This window comes from Vannielia sp. SX4 (genome assembly GCF_052828525.1).
This window is the reverse complement of sequence record NZ_CM128247.1, coordinates 2,374,865-2,390,065: the sequence shown is the minus strand read 5'-3', so window position 1 is coordinate 2,390,065 and position 15,201 is coordinate 2,374,865. Positions and strand designations below refer to the sequence as shown.

General features: G+C 66.5%; 19 protein-coding genes. 7 read left to right on the top strand and 12 right to left on the bottom strand.

Features of this window, described 5'->3' with window-relative positions; translation table 11 throughout:
* Positions 1-7: 7 nt before the first annotated feature.
* From ACUXVX_RS11800 to ACUXVX_RS11790, 3 genes are read right to left on the bottom strand one after another with little or no spacing between them, the layout of a single operon-like run.
* On the bottom strand, positions 8-1,096 hold the full coding sequence (locus tag ACUXVX_RS11800; protein WP_222469377.1) for an ABC transporter ATP-binding protein: 1,089 nt from the start codon (positions 1,094-1,096) through the stop codon (positions 8-10).
* 2 nt (positions 1,097-1,098) lie between these two features.
* Positions 1,099-1,926, bottom strand: coding sequence for an ABC transporter permease (locus ACUXVX_RS11795; RefSeq protein WP_446308459.1), 828 nt, complete (start codon positions 1,924-1,926; stop codon positions 1,099-1,101).
* Positions 1,923-2,813 (bottom strand): ABC transporter permease, encoded by an 891-nt coding sequence (locus tag ACUXVX_RS11790; protein WP_222492881.1) that lies wholly within the window; start codon positions 2,811-2,813, stop codon positions 1,923-1,925. The genes ACUXVX_RS11795 and ACUXVX_RS11790 overlap by 4 nt, the downstream gene beginning before the upstream one ends.
* 300 nt (positions 2,814-3,113) lie before the next feature.
* On the opposite strand from ACUXVX_RS11790, the gene ACUXVX_RS11785 reads away from it, so the two are divergent.
* Positions 3,114-3,710: a HupE/UreJ family protein gene (locus ACUXVX_RS11785; RefSeq protein WP_222469380.1), complete on the top strand. Its 597-nt coding sequence runs from the start codon at positions 3,114-3,116 to the stop codon at positions 3,708-3,710.
* Between the two features lie 44 nt (positions 3,711-3,754).
* Positions 3,755-4,342, top strand: a complete 588-nt coding sequence (locus ACUXVX_RS11780) for a hypothetical protein (protein WP_446308458.1) — start codon at positions 3,755-3,757, stop codon at positions 4,340-4,342.
* Positions 4,343-4,415: 73 nt separating this feature from the next.
* Here ACUXVX_RS11780 and rpsI read toward each other — a convergent pair whose 3' ends face one another.
* The 3 genes from rpsI to ACUXVX_RS11765 form a co-directional block, all read right to left on the bottom strand.
* A complete protein-coding gene (rpsI, locus tag ACUXVX_RS11775; protein WP_222469382.1) occupies positions 4,416-4,904 on the bottom strand; it encodes a 30S ribosomal protein S9 in 489 nt (162 codons plus the stop codon).
* A gap of 3 nt (positions 4,905-4,907) precedes the next feature.
* Positions 4,908-5,366 carry a 50S ribosomal protein L13 gene (gene rplM, locus ACUXVX_RS11770; RefSeq protein WP_222469383.1) on the bottom strand — a complete coding sequence of 153 codons (459 nt, stop codon included), beginning with the start codon at positions 5,364-5,366 and terminating at the stop codon, positions 4,908-4,910.
* A gap of 147 nt (positions 5,367-5,513) precedes the next feature.
* Positions 5,514-5,948 carry a PaaI family thioesterase gene (locus tag ACUXVX_RS11765; protein WP_446308457.1) on the bottom strand — a complete coding sequence of 145 codons (435 nt, stop codon included), beginning with the start codon at positions 5,946-5,948 and terminating at the stop codon, positions 5,514-5,516.
* 65 nt (positions 5,949-6,013) lie between these two features.
* Here ACUXVX_RS11765 and ACUXVX_RS11760 point away from each other — a divergent pair, with 65 nt between their 5' ends.
* Entirely contained in the window at positions 6,014-6,805 is a 792-nt protein-coding gene (locus ACUXVX_RS11760; protein WP_446308456.1) for an enoyl-CoA hydratase, read from the top strand.
* A gap of 293 nt (positions 6,806-7,098) precedes the next feature.
* Here ACUXVX_RS11760 and ACUXVX_RS11755 read toward each other — a convergent pair whose 3' ends face one another.
* The 3 genes from ACUXVX_RS11755 to ACUXVX_RS11745 all read right to left on the bottom strand — a co-directional run bounded on the left by ACUXVX_RS11755 (position 7,099) and on the right by ACUXVX_RS11745 (position 10,498).
* The gene (locus tag ACUXVX_RS11755; RefSeq protein WP_446308455.1) at positions 7,099-8,568 is read right to left on the bottom strand and encodes a carboxypeptidase M32; all 1,470 of its coding nucleotides are present in this window, start codon (positions 8,566-8,568) and stop codon (positions 7,099-7,101) included.
* A 3-nt stretch (positions 8,569-8,571) separates the two neighbouring features.
* Positions 8,572-9,723 carry a heme A synthase gene (ctaA, locus tag ACUXVX_RS11750; protein WP_446308454.1) on the bottom strand — a complete coding sequence of 384 codons (1,152 nt, stop codon included), beginning with the start codon at positions 9,721-9,723 and terminating at the stop codon, positions 8,572-8,574.
* Between the two features lie 64 nt (positions 9,724-9,787).
* Positions 9,788-10,498: an RNA methyltransferase gene (locus tag ACUXVX_RS11745; RefSeq protein ID WP_261385174.1), complete on the bottom strand. Its 711-nt coding sequence runs from the start codon at positions 10,496-10,498 to the stop codon at positions 9,788-9,790.
* Positions 10,499-10,597: 99 nt separating this feature from the next.
* Between ACUXVX_RS11745 and ACUXVX_RS11740 the strand changes: the two genes are divergently transcribed.
* The 3 genes from ACUXVX_RS11740 to ACUXVX_RS11730 all read left to right on the top strand — a co-directional run bounded on the left by ACUXVX_RS11740 (position 10,598) and on the right by ACUXVX_RS11730 (position 12,411).
* Positions 10,598-10,930 (top strand): TfoX/Sxy family protein, encoded by a 333-nt coding sequence (locus tag ACUXVX_RS11740; protein WP_446308453.1) that lies wholly within the window; start codon positions 10,598-10,600, stop codon positions 10,928-10,930.
* Positions 10,931-10,985: 55 nt separating this feature from the next.
* Positions 10,986-11,606 (top strand): thiamine phosphate synthase, encoded by a 621-nt coding sequence (locus tag ACUXVX_RS11735; RefSeq protein WP_222492863.1) that lies wholly within the window; start codon positions 10,986-10,988, stop codon positions 11,604-11,606.
* Between the two features lie 352 nt (positions 11,607-11,958).
* Positions 11,959-12,411: a DUF2267 domain-containing protein gene (locus ACUXVX_RS11730; RefSeq protein WP_446308452.1), complete on the top strand. Its 453-nt coding sequence runs from the start codon at positions 11,959-11,961 to the stop codon at positions 12,409-12,411.
* 99 nt (positions 12,412-12,510) lie between these two features.
* Here ACUXVX_RS11730 and ACUXVX_RS11725 read toward each other — a convergent pair whose 3' ends face one another.
* The 3 genes from ACUXVX_RS11725 to ACUXVX_RS11715 form a co-directional block, all read right to left on the bottom strand.
* The gene (locus ACUXVX_RS11725) at positions 12,511-13,389 is read right to left on the bottom strand and encodes a lysophospholipid acyltransferase family protein (RefSeq protein ID WP_446308451.1); all 879 of its coding nucleotides are present in this window, start codon (positions 13,387-13,389) and stop codon (positions 12,511-12,513) included.
* On the bottom strand, positions 13,386-14,177 hold the full coding sequence (locus ACUXVX_RS11720) for a GNAT family N-acetyltransferase (RefSeq protein ID WP_446308450.1): 792 nt from the start codon (positions 14,175-14,177) through the stop codon (positions 13,386-13,388). Before ACUXVX_RS11720 ends, ACUXVX_RS11725 begins: the two co-directional genes overlap by 4 nt.
* Positions 14,178-14,330: 153 nt before the next feature.
* The gene (locus tag ACUXVX_RS11715; protein ID WP_446308449.1) at positions 14,331-14,516 is read right to left on the bottom strand and encodes a DUF3553 domain-containing protein; all 186 of its coding nucleotides are present in this window, start codon (positions 14,514-14,516) and stop codon (positions 14,331-14,333) included.
* Between the two features lie 23 nt (positions 14,517-14,539).
* Here ACUXVX_RS11715 and ACUXVX_RS11710 point away from each other — a divergent pair, with 23 nt between their 5' ends.
* The gene (locus ACUXVX_RS11710; RefSeq protein WP_446308448.1) at positions 14,540-15,121 is read left to right on the top strand and encodes a histidine phosphotransferase family protein; all 582 of its coding nucleotides are present in this window, start codon (positions 14,540-14,542) and stop codon (positions 15,119-15,121) included.
* Positions 15,122-15,201 lie beyond the last annotated feature (80 nt).

Below are 15,201 nucleotides of genomic sequence, written 5' to 3'. Positions count from 1 at the left end.
ATTTGCGCTACGACGGGAAGTAGATCAGCGAAGAGGCATCCCACTCCAACCGGGCCGCCGCGCCGCGCTCCAACACGGGGCGCCCTGCCCGGTTCTTCATCGAGACGGTCAGCCGCTCGGGTGCGCCGGGCAACGCGATCTCGTAATAGGTCATGTCGCCATAGTAGATCACCTCGGCCACCTCGCCCTCTGCCACCTCACCGCGCGCTTGCTCGCCATCGAACAGCACCGAAAGGCTCTCGGGGCGCACGCCGACCGCGCCGCGACCGTTGACGAAGCCTGCAGGGCATTGCTCCTGCTCCAGCACGGTGCGGCCCAGACCGGCGATCTCCACTGCAATATCGCGCCCCTCTTCCAGCCGCGCCTCGGCGGGCAGGAAGTTCATCACGCCGATGAAGTCCCCCACCCGGCGGCTAACCGGGCGGCGATACAGCTCCTGCGGCGGGGCAAGCTGGGCGATCTGGCCATCGAACATCACCGCGATCCGGTCGGACATGATGAGCGCTTCTTCCTGATCGTGAGTGACGAGGATGAAGGTGATGCCAACCTGCCGTTGCAGGCGCCGCAGTTCGCTTTGCATCTGCTCGCGCAGCTTTTTGTCGAGCGCCGAGAGCGGCTCGTCGAGCAGCAGCACCTTGGGTTCGAGGATCAGCGCGCGGGCCAGGGCGACCCGCTGGCGTTGCCCGCCCGAGAGCGCATGGGCTGCCCGCCCACCAAGCCCGGCGAGGCCGACCATGCCGAGCGCTTCTTCGATCTTCTTGGCTTTCTCGGCCTTCGACAGCTCCGACCGGCGCAGGCCGAAGCCCACGTTTTGCGCCACCGACAGATGCGGAAACACGGCGTAGGACTGGAACACCATGTTGGTGGGCCGCTTGTTGGCGGGCACCGTGCTCATGTCGCGCCCGTCGATGCTGAGCACGCCGCTCGTGGGGGTCTCGAAACCGGCGATGATCCGCAGCAGCGTTGTCTTGCCGCAACCGGACGGCCCGAGAAGCGAGAAGAACTCTCCCTCCCCGATCTCGGCCTCGATGCCCTTGAGCACCTCGACATCGCCGAAGCTCTTGTGCAGGCCGGAGAGGGTGATGAGTGGTTTCATGGTCAGAGGAAGCCTCCGGTGTCTTTCTTGCCGGCCTTCTTGAGGCCTCGGCGGCGCATGATTTCGGCGAGGGTGAGCATCACGATCGAGGCGGCCACGAGGATGGTGCCGAGCGCCATGACGATGGGCAGCTTCTGCGGAAAGCGGAGCTGCGACCAGATGTAGACCGGCAGCGTCGGCTCCGCGCCGGTGAGGAAGAAGGCGATAATGAACTCGTCGAGCGAGATGGTGAAGGAGATCAGCAGCGAGGCGATGATGCCCGGCATGATCAGCGGCAGGGTGATGAGCCGGAAGGTGCTGGCCGGGGTTTCGCCAAGGTCGATGGCAGCCTCTTCCAGCGAGGTATCGAGTGACTGGTAAGAGGCGTTGAGGATGGCTACGGCGAAGGGCGTGCAGATCAGCGTATGGCCGAGGATCACCGTCCAGCTGGAGAGCGGCAGGCCGAGGATCGATACGATCACCACCAGTAGCGAGACGCCGACGATGATCTCTGGCAGCACCAGCGGCACCATGATCAGCCCCATAATCGGCCCCTTTCCGGGGAAGCGGTAGCGCACGCCTGCCCGCGCGGCACAGAGGCCGAGCGTGGTGGCCAGCAGCGCCGAGGTGACGGCGATGAGCAGCGAGGTTTTGACCGCACCGGTCAGCGCTGGCACGCCGGACAGGCCCGAGAACCATTCGGTGGTGAAGCCCTGCAACGGAAAGGCGATAACCGTGCTGTCGTTGAAGGCGAAGGTCGGCAGCAGGAAGATCGGCGCGTAGAGGAACACGAGGTAGACGACGGCATAGACGCCCAGCCACCCGCCCCGTTTTGACAGCCAGCCGCTCATGCGCCCCTCCGGCTCCAGCGCATCGTGACCAGCACGATGAGCAGAGAGATGACCGAGACGGAGACCATCGCGATGACCGCCAGCGCGGCGCCCATCGGCGCGTTGTTGAGCTTGAGGAACTGGGTTTGGATCATGTTGGCGATCATCAGCCCGTTTGGCCCGCCCACCAGATCGGGGGTCACATAGTCTCCGATGGTGGGGATGAAGACGATCAGGATCGCCGCCACCACGCCGGGCATGGCCAGCGGGAGGGTGACACGGGTGAAGGTGCGCACGGTGCCCTCTCCGAGGTCACGCGAGGCCTCAAGCAGCGAGCGGTCGATCTTTTCGAGCGCGACGAAGATGGGCAGGATCGCGAAGGGGGCGAAGGCGTGGGCCAGCGTGATCACCACGGCGTTGGCGTTGTAGAGGATGAAGGTCAGCGGCTCGTCGATGAAGCCCACGCCGAGCAGTGCGGTGTTGAGCACGCCGTTGTAGCCGAGGATCACCTTCCACAGGAACACGCGGATCAGGTAGCTGGTCCAGAACGGGATGGTGATGAGGAAGATCCAGAGCGATTTGCGCTCGGGCCGCACGTGGAATGAGACGAAATAGGCGATCGGGAAGGCGAGCAACACGGTGACGAGGGTGACCGCGCCGGAGATCAGAAGCGAGCGGCCCAGAAGCAGCATGTAGAGCGGTTCGGAGAAGGCCTCGCGGTAGTTCTTGAGGGTGAATGTGCGGTCCAGAGTCAGAAAGTCCTGGCTCCAGAACGACAGCAGGAGCACCGCGCCCAGAGGGACGGCCAGAAGCAGGATGGCGTAGAGCCCCGGCGGCGCGGCCAGCAGCAACCCCTTTTTCGCTTCGCTCAGCCCCTGGCCTGCGCTCAATCGCCTGTCCCCCGACATTGCTTTGGTTCTGGGGAGGTTATGCGAAACACAGTCACGCTCAAGGGGTGATTTGCGGCAGCGCGGCAAAAGCGGGGTTTGACGGAAGGAAGGCGGAATCAAATGGGGCGTGCTTCCAATGAAACACGCCCCAGGAGATCGTCATTAGATATAGGTCAGGATTGCAGCCCTGTCAAGAGACTGACACATCGGGGCGCTCCGGCCAGCCCGGTTGCCCCTTTGCCGGGCCTGTGATTGCAGGGCTTGTGGGATGGGCAGAACTCTATACCAATGAGGGAAACACACCATGGGGGCTGACCGATGCAGAGCAAATTCACCACTTCGACCCTGTTCCTGACCGCCGCACTCGCGGTGCTGGCGGGCCCGGCGCTGGCGCATACCGGCGAGGGGCTTGCGGGCGGATTGCTCTCGGGCTTTCTGCACCCGATCCTCGGGTGGGACCACGTGGTGGCGATGGTCGCCGTGGGCCTTTGGGGCGCGGTGCTTGGCGCACCCGCCATGTGGGTGCTGCCGGTGGTCTTTCCGCTCGTGATGGCCTTTGGCGGGGCGCTGGGGGTGATGGGCATCCCGATCCCGGCGATTGAGACCGGCATCGCCCTTTCGGGTGTGGTGCTCGGCCTTTTGGTGGCGTTCTTCGTGAAGGCGCCGCTTTGGGTGGCGGCGGTGATCGTGGGAGCCTTTGCCATCTTCCACGGCCATGCACACGGGACCGAACTACCGGAGGCCGCCAACCCGCTGGCCTATGGCGTGGGCTTCGTGGTGGGTACCGGGCTGCTCCATGCCATCGGCATCGGGCTGGGCCTGTTCACCGGCCATGCCGCCGGGCGGATGGTGGTGCGGGCCGCGGGTGTTGTGATTGCCGCCGTGGGCGGGCTGTTTCTGGCCGGTCTGGCCTGAGCGTGACACCCTTTGGACGGCGCGCCGCCCGCGCGGCGGCCTGCATGGCTGCGGCTCTGCTGGCCACGCGGGCCGCGGCGCATGAGTTCACCGCCGGGGCCGACCAATACGCCAGCTTTGTGGAGGGGGCCTCTGTGCCGCTGTCATGGCCCCCTGCCCTTGTGTGCCTCATCGCGCTGGGCATTCTGACCGGGCTTTGGTACCGGCTGGGGGCGCGGCCGGTGTTTCTTGGCTTTCTGCCCGGTATTGCCGTCGGGATTGCGCTTTCGACGTTTCAACCCGCTTTGGCTGGCGTGGCCCCGCATGTGGCCGGGCTCTGCGTGGCCCTGCTCGCCGCCTCAGGGCTGGCGCCACAGCGGGCGCTCGGCACGGCGGCAGGGTTCGTAGCGGGCATTGCGGTGATGCTTGGGGCGCTCGATGAACATCCGTTTGGCTCGCTGCCGGTCTCGATCTACGTCGGTATCTGCTTTGCGACGCTGCTCATCGCCGTGGCCACGACTGCCCTTGTGCGGATGAGCTTTGACCGTTGGGGCGAGGCCAAGTGGCTGGACATCGCCTGGCGCACCGGCGCCTCGTGGTGCGCGGCGATGCTGCTGCTCGCCTTGGCCTTCGAGTTGCGCCCGCCGGTCTGACCGGCCCCCACCACCACAATAGCAAAAGGCCCACCGGAGCGGCGGGCCTTCCACAAATCTTGTGCTCCGGAGCTTAACGCTTGGAGAACTGGAAGCTCTTGCGGGCCTTCGGCTTACCGTACTTCTTCCGCTCGACCACGCGGCTGTCGCGGGTGAGGAAGCCGGCGGCCTTGAGGGCGCCACGGAGCGAGGGTTCGTAGAGCTGCAGGGCCTTGGAGATGCCGTGCTTCACCGCGCCAGCCTGACCGGTCAGACCGCCGCCTTTGACGGTGGCGTGCACGTCGAACTCGCCTTCCACACCAGCAACCTGGAAGGGCTGGCGGAGGATGAGTTGCAGCACGGGACGGGCAAAGTACTTGTCCTGGTCCTTGCCGTTGACGATGACCTTGCCGGAGCCGGGCTTGATCCAGACACGGGCGACCGCGTCCTTCCGCTTGCCGGTGGCATAGGCACGGCCCAGCTCGTCGCGCTGGGGTTCACGGTTGATGACTTCTTCGGTCACGGGGGCAGCGCCTTCGGCGACGGTGCCCAGCTCTTCGAGCGAATTCACTTGGTCGGCCATCTATCAGACCCTCGTGTTCTTTTTGTTCATGGATTTGACGTCCAGCACCTCGGGGCTCTGGGCCTCGTGGGGGTGCTCGGCGCCTGCATAGACGCGCAGGTTGGTCATCTGCTGGCGGCTCAGCTTGTTGCCGGGCAGCATCCGCTTGACGGCCTGCATGACAACGCGCTCGGGGTGGGCACCCTCGAGGATCTGGCCGGTGGTGCGGGACTTGATGCCGCCCGGGTAGCCAGTGTGCCAGTAGTTCGGCTTGTCACGCTTGGCGCCGGTGAGCTGCACCTTGTCGGCGTTGATGATGATCACGTTGTCACCCATGTCCTGCGACGGGGTGAAAGTGGCTTTGTGCTTGCCGCGAAGGCGCATGGCGACGATCGAGGCGAGGCGGCCCAGAACCACGCCCTCGGCGTCGATCAGGATCCACTTCTTGTCGATGTCTGCCGGGGTGGCAGTGAAGGTTTTCATCTCTCGTTCCTCTTGGTGGGCACCGCCGGGGCGCCCTTGGCATTCGATTGCGCCGTTCTAAGCATCTGGCGCGGCCAGTCAAGAGGCATTGCTTTGGATTAATTGCGTGATTTCAATGACTTGCGATAACGGTATTATTTTACCCCATCATTCGGGGCGTTTTGGCGGGATCGCGTAGGTCAGGCTGGCCCGTGCGACCACCTCTTCGCGGCCCTCGGAGCGCAGGTGGCACTCCCCCACCGCCAGAGTGCGGCCCAGTTTCAGCAGCCGGGCCGTGCAGATCAGGTCGCGCCCGGCTTCGGGTTTGCGCATGAAGTCGATCGAACAGTTCGTGGTCACGGTCAGGGCGACCGGGCCGATGCGGGAGAGCACGGCGAAATACATCCCCACGTCCACCAGCCCGAACATCGACGGCCCCGAGACCGTGCCGCCGGGGCGCAGGTGCTTGTCTTGCGTCAGCAGCCGCACCAGCACGCCATCTGGCGTGATCTCCTCCACCGAGAAATCGCCCTGCACCTGGCTGAACTTGGTTTCGATGAACCGCTCCAGCGCGCTCTTGTCCATCACCACCTGATCGAACATGCCCCCTCCTCTTGCACTCCGTATCCCTGCGGCCCAGAGTTTCTGCCATTGGGAGGAATGGCAAGATGACTGACCCTGTGCTGACCCGGGTGGACCGTGGTAACGTTGCGGAACTCACGCTGAACCGGCCCGGCGCGCTGAATGCGCTCTCTGACGAGTTGCTCGCCGCGCTGGCGGGCGAGATCGCGGCGCTGGAGGGCGACAGCACGGTGCGCGTGGTGATCCTGCGCGGTGCGGGCAAGGTGTTTTGCGCCGGGCATGACCTGAAGGAGATGCAGGCCGGACGGCAGGCCGAGGACAAGGGGCGCGGATATTTCGAGGATCTCTTCGCCCGCTGCTCGGCGGTGATGATGGGGTTGCAAACCCTGCCCCAGCCGGTGATCGCGCAGGTGCATGGCATCGCCACCGCGGCGGGCTGCCAGCTGGTCGCGAGCTGCGACATGGCGGTGGCCGCCGAAGGCACGCGGTTCGGGGTGAACGGGGTGAACATCGGCCTTTTCTGCTCGACCCCGATGGTCGCGCTTTCGCGCAACGTGGCGCCCAAGGTGGCCTTCGAGATGCTCACCACGGGCGAATTCATCGAAGCAGGCCGCGCCCGCGAGGTGGGGCTGGTCAACCGGGTGGTGCCCGAGGCGGCGCTGGAGGCCGAAACCCGCGCGCTGGCCGATGTGGTGGCCAGCAAGCTCGGCGCGGCGGTGAAGATCGGCAAGCGGGCGTTTTATGATCAGCTTCCTCTGACGACAGCCGAGGCCTATGCCCATGCGGCGGAGGTGATGGTCGAGAACATGCTCTGGCGCGACACCGACGAAGGGATCACCGCTTTCATCGAGAAGCGCCCGCCGGATTGGCAGGGGTGAGGATGGCGTAAAGGGTTTACGAAGCGTTTAAGCGGGCGGGCTGGACGTGTCCCGACTCGCCAGCAGACTCCCCTGTCTTAAGCAAGCCGGGCAGCGCCGTCCCGTGGGGTGGCGCTCGCAACGGCGGCTCGTGGCACTTTATGGTTGGGTGGTCATCTCACGTCAGGGGTAAGCGCTGACTTGGACGAAGCGCCGCCCCCGGGGACGGGACGGCGCTGCACGGCGCCTGCGGCTTGATTCCGTGCGGGGCATTGCTCGACCGTAGGGCGCGCATTCATGGCGCACCGCCCCGGTCAGAGCTTGTAGATCGCCCCGAACTTCTCTTCGAGGTAGTCCAGCAGCGGGGCCTCGGAGGGCGCGAAGCCGCAGGCGTGCTGGATGGTGTCGCGCGGGGTGCGTAGCCCGCCGTGCTGCTGGAGGTTCGCCTTGAGCCATGCGGTGGCCGGGGTGGCATCGCCCGAGGCCAGCGCGGCATCAATGCCCGGCACGGCCTCGCGCAGCGCCTTCATCAGGCAACCGGCATAGACGTTGCCGAGGCTGTAGGTCGGGAAGTAGCCGAAGAGGCCGACCGACCAGTGGACATCCTGCAGGCAGCCGTTGGAGGGTTTGTCGACCGGGTAGCCGAAGTCGCGCTCGAAGCGGGCGTTCCACGCCTCTTCAAGGTCCGCCGCCTCGAGCTGGCCCGCCACGAGATCGCGCTCGAGGTCGAAGCGCAGGAGGACGTGGAGGTTGTATTGCACCTCGTCGGCCTCGGTGCGGATGTAGCCAGGCTTCACCTTGTTCACCGTGGCATAGAAGGCATCGGCATCCGTTGCGAGCGGGCCGAAGGCCTCTTCCATCTGGCTGTGCAGCCAGCCGGTGAAGGCGCGGCCCCTTCCCATCTGGTTTTCGTAGATGCGGCTCTGGCTCTCATGCACCCCCATCGAGACCCCCTGCCCCATCGGGGTCAGCAGGTAGTCTTGCAAGATGTTCTGCTCGTAGCAGGCGTGCCCGACCTCGTGGATGGTGGAGTAGAAGCAGTTGAACGGGTCATCCTCTGCCACGCGGGTGGTGATGCGCACATCGTTGCCGGAGCCGGAGCTGAAGGGATGCACGGCCTTGTCGATCCGGCCGCGGGAGAAATCATAGCCGAAGGCCTCGGCCAGCTTGCGGGAAAGCGCGATCTGGGTGGCCTCGGGGTAGCTGCCGGTCAGCTCGGCGGGTTGGTGCTCGGAGCCGAGTACGGCCTCGCGCAGGGCCACGAGGCGGGGGCGGAGGGCGCCGAACATGGCTTCGAGGTCCGCCGCCTTTGCGCCGGGCTCGTAATCATCCAGCAGGGCATCGTAGAGATCGCCGCCGGAGGCCAGCGCGGCGGCCTCCTCGCGCTTGAGTTTCAGCACCTCGTCCAGCACCGGCACGAAGGCGGCCACATCCTGCGCCTTTCGGGACTCGGCCCATTTGCCTTGGGCGATGGAGGTGGTTTTGGCGAGCTGGGCGGCGAGCTTGGCGGGCACCTTTGTGGTGCGCTCGAAGCTGCGGCGGATGAGGCGCAGCGCGGCGTCCCCGGCGGCATCCGGGGCCTGCGCGGTGCTGAGCCAGTCGCCGATGCGCGGATCCATCCGGCGCGCGTGGAGCACGCCAGAGAGCGCGGCCATCTCATCACCGCGCTGTTCGGCGGAGCCGCGCGGCATCATGGTTTCCTGATCCCAGCCAAGGCGGCCCATGACCTGGCCGAGGGCCTCGGTCTCGCGGTTGTGGGCCATCAGGTCATCGAATGCGGTCATGGTTTAAAGTCCTTCCCGGAGGGTTCCGGCCTTGGGGTAGCCCGCGAGGAAGCGAGCGCGGATGATTACGACCCAGAGCGCCACGCCGAGCGCCTGATGGGTGATGGCGATGTGCCACGGGGCGGAGTGCATCACCGTAACGATGCCCAGCACCACCTGCCCGAAGAGCAGCACCATTGCCCAGTCGAAGGCGCGGCGGGTGGCGGCATAGGCGGAGCGGCGCGAGCGGACCCATGCGAAGAGGCCGAAGGCAAAGAGCGCATAGGCCACCATGCGGTGGATGAACTGCACGGTACCGTCATTCTCGAAGAAGTTGCGCCAGAGCGGGGTGATCTCCCACATGCCGGGGGGCGTGAAGCCGCCCGCCATCAGCGGCCAGTCGATATAGTTGCGGCCCGCGTCGATGCCCGCCACCAGCGCACCGATGAGGATTTGCAGGAAGGCGAAATGCATCAGACCGGTGCCGAGGCCGAAGATACGGCGCTCGCGGGCACGGCGGGCCTGCATGATCTCGCGCTCGGGGCGGGACAGCAGCAGGATATACCACGCCAGCAGCCCGAGGATCGCGAAGGCGAGGCCGAGGTGGGTGGCGAGGCGGTAGGAGGCGACATCGGTCATCTCGCCGGAGAGGCCGGAGTGGACCATCCACCAGCCGATGGAGCCCTGGATGCCGCCCAGGACGCCGGGGATCAGCAGGCGGGTTTTCCAGCCGGTGGGGATTTGCCCGCGCAGCAGGAAATAGAGGTAGCCGACGGCCCAGACGAGGCCGATCAGGCGACCAAGCTGGCGGTGGCCCCACTCCCACCAGTAGATCGTTTTGAACTCGGCCAGCGACATGCCCTTGTTCTGCAACTCGTACTCGGGGATCGTCTTGTACTTGTCGAAGGCAAGCTGCCAGTCGGCCTCGTTCAGCGGCGGGATCGCGCCCTTGACCACATTCCACTCGGTGATCGAAAGGCCGCTGTCGGTGAGCCGGGTGAGGCCGCCGACGAGGATCATCACCACCACAAGCGCGAAAAGCAGCACCAGCCAGCTGCGGATGGTCAGGCGGGCGCCGGAGCGGCTGCCCTTGTCGATCAGCCCGGTTTGGCGGGGGGCGCTGCGGGGGGCCTCGCCCTCACCGACCTCTTCGAAGATGCTGCGTTTTCCGGCCATTGTCGTCCCTGTGCTCGCTCGTCTGGCTGTTCGCGCATTCAGGTAGCGCGGCCAGCGACGGGTCTCAAGACTTGCCGCGCAGGAGCTGCTTGAGCGCGCCGTGGAGCATTTGCACATCGGAGCGGGTGAGCATGAGGCGGGGCCACATGTTGCGGAGCACCAGTTTCATCCCGGCGGCCTTCTCCTCGGGGAAGAAGAACCCGGCCTCCTCCAGCCGCTCCTCCCAGTGGTCGCCGAGCTTTTCGATCTCGACCCCGGAGGCGGGTTCGGCCGGGGCCTCCTCGCCGCGGGGCAGGTCGTGGCGACCATACTCATAGGCCATCAAGAGCACGGCCTGGCCGAGGTTGAGCGAGAAGAACTCGGGGTTCACCGGCACGGTGATGATCGAGCTGGCGCGGGCGACATCCTCGTTTTCCAGCCCCGAGCGCTCGGGGCCGAAGAGCACCGCCACGCGCTGGCCTGCAGCGGAGCGGCGGCGGGCATCGGCCATCGCCTCTTCGGGGGTCAGCACCGGCTTGGTCAGGCCGCGTGGACGGGCCGTGGTGGCGTAGATGGTGCGGCAATCGGCCACCGCCTCGGCGACGCTGTCGCAGATCTTGGCGTTGTCGAGCAGGCGCCCTGCCCCGCTCGCCAGCGCCGCCGCGCGGGGGTTGGGCCAGCCGTCGCGGGGGGAGACGATGCGCATCCGGTCGAGGCCGAAATTCCACATCGCACGGGCCGCCGCGCCGATGTTCTCGCCCATCTGCGGGCGCACAAGTACGAAGACGGGATCCATGTTGTCAGCACCTTGCTTGCCCTGCGGAATGGCGCGGGTGATACGATACCTGTGCATCTGGCACAAGTTAGCCGGAGATTTCACGAAGGAGCCGGTGCAATGGCCTATGACGAGGGGATCGCGGAGCAGCTGCGCGAGGGGCTGGAGGGCCTGCCCGGCGTGGAGGAAAAGCGCATGTTCGGGGGGCTGTGCTTTCTGCTGAAGGGCAACATGCTTTGCGGCGCTTCGGGCTGGTCGGATACGATGTTTCGGGTCGGCAAGGAGGCGGAAGAAGAGGCGCTGGCCCTGCCCGGCACGCGGGTGATGGAGATGGGCGGGCGGCGGATGGGCGGGTTTATCCGCGCCGATGACGCGGCGATGGGCGACGATGACACCCGCGCACGGCTGATGGCGCTGGCGCTGGCCTATGTGCAGGCGCTTCCGCCGAAGTAGCCAAGCCCGCAAAACCCCGGTATAGGGCCGGAAACCCGCGACAATGGAGCCGAAAATGGCCGAGCCGCAAGAGGCGCCCCAGATCTACCTCATCACCCCGCAAGCGGTGGAACTCTCCAGCTTTCCCAACCGGTTGGCTGCAGTTCTCGATGCCGTGGAGGTGGCCTGCCTCCGGCTGGCGCTCGCCTCGAACGACGAGGATGAGGTGGCCCGCACCGCCGACAGCCTGCGCGAGGTGGCCCATGCCCGCGACGTGGCGCTGGTGATTGAGCGTCATCTGAACATGGTGGAGCGGTTGGGGCTGGACGGGGTTCACCTGACCGACGGCGCGCGCAGTGTGCGGGCAGCGCGCAAGGCGCTGGGCGAGGATGCAATCGTGGGCGCCTATTGCGGTGCCTCGCGGCATGACGGGATGAGCGCCGGGGAAGCGGGCGCGGATTACGTGAGCTTCGGGCCGGTCGCCGCGACCGGGCTGGGCGATGGCACGGTGGCCGAAGACGGGCTCTTCGAGTGGTGGAGCCAGATGATCGAAGTGCCGGTTGTGGCCGAAGGCGGGCTTTCGGCGGGACGCATCACGGCGCTGGCCGGAATGACCGATTTCTTCGGGATCGGCCCGGAGATCTGGGCCGAGGATGACCCGGCGGCGGCGCTGCGGAGCCTGATGGCGGGGGCCTGAGCGGGGTTGGCTTCGAATATCTGTGCACTTGCGCACATGACGCGGTTTTTTGGGGCGATTTTGGCGTTAACCCTGAAAACCGGCGATGCAGAAGTGATGCACAACTGATGCACAATCCATACATACGCGATTTTCGCACAATCGGCAGAGGTTAACGGGCCGAGCGGCCGGGGTTGCCAGAGTTTCGGGGCGCGTTACCGGGCCGCCCGTTGTAGTATCGGCTCAACAGAACGCTTGGCTTGCGATTGGGCGCTCTGTGGACAAAGCTGTCGTTGGTTTCTTCGACAAATACCGGGGAGTTAGGTAAACGTGTCGGCGACGATGCCGGCAAAGGAACTAGCGACCCATGCCAATGCCGTGGACATATCGGCACGCCTCCAAAGAATGGCGCGCTTTCCTTGATGACGTGAAAGAGCGCATGTCTCTCGAGTCAGACAACATGGCTTACACGGCGGTCGATGCGGTCTTTCAGGTGTTCCGGCGTCGTCTGACTGCTCAGGAGGGTTTGAACTTCGCAAGTATCTTGCCCAGCGTGCTTCGCGCGATTTTTCTTCAAAATTGGGATGTTACGGAGCCTCGCGCGGCGTTTGGCGACCGAGAGACGCTACTCTCGGAAGTCAAGCAGGTGCGGGTGAACCACAACCTAACGCCGGACAATGCGATTGAGGCGACGGCATGGGCGGTTCGGCGCTGCACCAACGGAAGAGACTTCGAGCGCGTTTTGGCCAAACTCCCAGCTGAAGCGCGCGCCTTCTGGCATGTCGACGTTGCCGATCCTGCCGAGCTGGAGCAACGGATCATTTAGCGGATTTGCACCATTCGGAAGGTTTGGGCTCGAAGCGGACCCTGAAGTTACCGTTTGAAGGTCGAAGCCGCGGCACGCGCGAGCATCTCGACGTTGCGCTCAGTTGGTGGCGGCCAGCCGAGCCTCCAACCCCTCTCGCACCGCCTCTTCGCACGCCGCCGCTAGCGCCTTGCGGCCCCCTGCCCCGGCGACCGGGATCGGTTCGTGGAAGACGATCTCCACCACGCCTTGCCGCCGGGCGCCGAGCACGCGGAGGAGGCCGGTGCCGAAATCCATCTCGCCCCACCAGCCGTAGAAGCGGGCATCCTCTCCCTCCGGGGCGTGGTAGGCCACGGTGACCGGCTGGATGTGGAGGATGTCGGGCATGTCGTGGGCATGGAAGGCCTGGAACAGCGTGGGCTTGAAGGGCAGGACGCGGAGGCCGTCGGTGCTGGTGCCTTCGGGGAAGAAGAGCAGGCGGTGGTTCATCCGCAGGCGCTCCTCGAAGATCTCCTGCTGGGCCTTCGCCTCGCGCCGGTCGCGGCGGATGAAGACGGTGCCGGTGGCCCGCGCCAGCCAGCCGATGCCGGGCCAGCCGGCGACCTCGGCCTTGGCGACGTAGTAGATCCGCTGCGGGGCGTTCAGCGCGTAGATGTCGAGCCAGCTGGCGTGATTGGCGACAATGGCGCCGCGGTGGGCCATCGGCGTGCCGAGGGTGCGGTGCTTCATCCCGAGACAGAGGAAGGCGGATTTGCACACGAACTGGGTGATGAAGGGGGTGACGGGGCGGTGGTGGCCGCAGAGCGGGCGCTCGATGAGACGGACGAGCAGCAGGAGGGCGAGGCAGCCGAAGGTGATGATGCCGAGGGGCGCGCCGCGCAGGATCACCCGCGCCCAGCCGAGGGCGCCGAGGCGCGGCGGGGGCAGCTCGGAGGCGCCGTGCCAGAGCGGGGTGGCGGCGGGCGCGCTGCTGGCGTCTCGGCCTGAAAAGCGCGTCACCCGCTGCGGCCCTTGCGATAGATCGCGACCTGACGCGGGCTGACCTGCGTGGCGTCAAGCACGAGGCAGACATCGGTGGTGTTGAAGGCGTGGTCGACCCAGGCCCCCTGCCCGACCCAGCCGCCGAGCCGCAGGTAGGCCTTGATAAGCGCAGGCACGGCGCGCATGGCCTCGGCGCGGTTGAGCGCGGCTTCGGGCATGAGATCCATCGCGGTGCCGTGGGGCGGCAGCACGGCGGGGCGCAGGGCCTCGGGGGCGAGGTGGTTGTGGTGCAGCATCGAGAGCGGCGCGGCCAGCGCGGCGGTGTCGGTGCCGTGGAAGGAGGCGGTGCCGAAGAGCACCTCGATCCCGCGGGCCTCGACATAATCCCAGAGCGCGCCCCAGAGGTGATACATGCCGATGCCGCCGCGATAGGCGGGCGCGAGGCAGGAGCGGCCCAGCTCCAGCAGCTTGCGGCCGGAGGTTTTGAGCGGGGTGAGATCATACTCGCCTTCGGTATAGAACCGCCCGGTCTGGGCCAGACGGTCGCCAGGCAACAGGCGGTAGACGCCCACCACCGCGCCGCCGCCATCGGGGGCGAGATCGGCGCTGCGGGCACGGTCGATCAGCAGGAGGTGGTCGCAATGGGGGTCGAAGGCATCGGCCTCGCGGCGGGCGGAGTGGTCGACCATCTCGCCATCGCCGCCGAGTTCCTCGACGAAGACCTCGTAGCGGAGCCGCTGGGCCGCGGCGAGATCGGCGGCCGATGCGGCCAGCCGCAGCTCGAATTCTGGTGCGTCGCCGCTCATCCTGACCGCCTCAACCCTGGCCCCCGGCCCCTGCGCCGGGTTTTAGGCAGCCCGCCCGCCCCATGCAACCCGGGCCGCCCCGGCGGAGGGCCGCCGCGCGGGAGCGATTTCCGGGCGGGGCATTAATGACATGTTAACCAAGATTGACGTAGCTCAGGTGTCAAAGACAATTTCGAGGAGGATGCGCTTGCCGTCGATCGTCACCTTGCCGGCGTGCTGGAAGTTCACCGTGATCCGGCCGCCGATGTTGGATTGCACCTGCCCCAGCCCCCAATCGGGCTCGCCGGGGTGGCGGACGAGCATGCCGGGTTCGAGGATGGCGTTGAGATCGGCGGACATGGGGCGCTCCGGAGGAGAGAAAGATGGATGACGACTTCGACCTGGCCGCGAAGCTGGCCTCGCGCATATGCCATGACCTGATAAGCCCCGTGGGCGCGATCGGCAATGGCATGGAGCTTCTGGCGATGACGGGCCTGAAGGGCAGCCCGGAGCTGGCGCTGGTGGAAGAGAGCGTGGCGGGGGCGCAGGGGCGGATCAGGTTTTTCCGCGTGGCCTTCGGGCGGGCCGAGCCGGGACAGGCGGTGAGCGGCAGCGAGATTGCCGATACGCTGGCAGGCTATATCGGCGGCGGCCGGGTGGCGGTGGACTGGCCCGAGCCGGGCGCGGTGCCGCGCGACGAGCTGCGGGCGATCTTTCTGGCGATCAACTGCCTCGAGGTGGAGCTGGCCTATGGCGGCGTGATCACGGTGCAGCCGGGCTGGGAGATCGTGGCGCAGGCCGAGCGGATGCGCGGGGAGGAAGAAGCCTGGGGCGTGGCGCAGGGCGGGCCGGGGGAGGTTGGCCCGGCGAAGGTGCAGTTTGCGCTGTTGCCGAAGGCGGTGGCGGCGCTGGGGCGAGAGCTGGAGGTTGTGCGGGGGGATGGGGAGATCGTTGTGCGGTTTTGAGGGGGAGTGGGTCGGGTTTCGACCTATGGCGCGTGTCCCGCGCTGATGCAGCGGTGCGCTTGTGGCGCCATCAGGCAGTC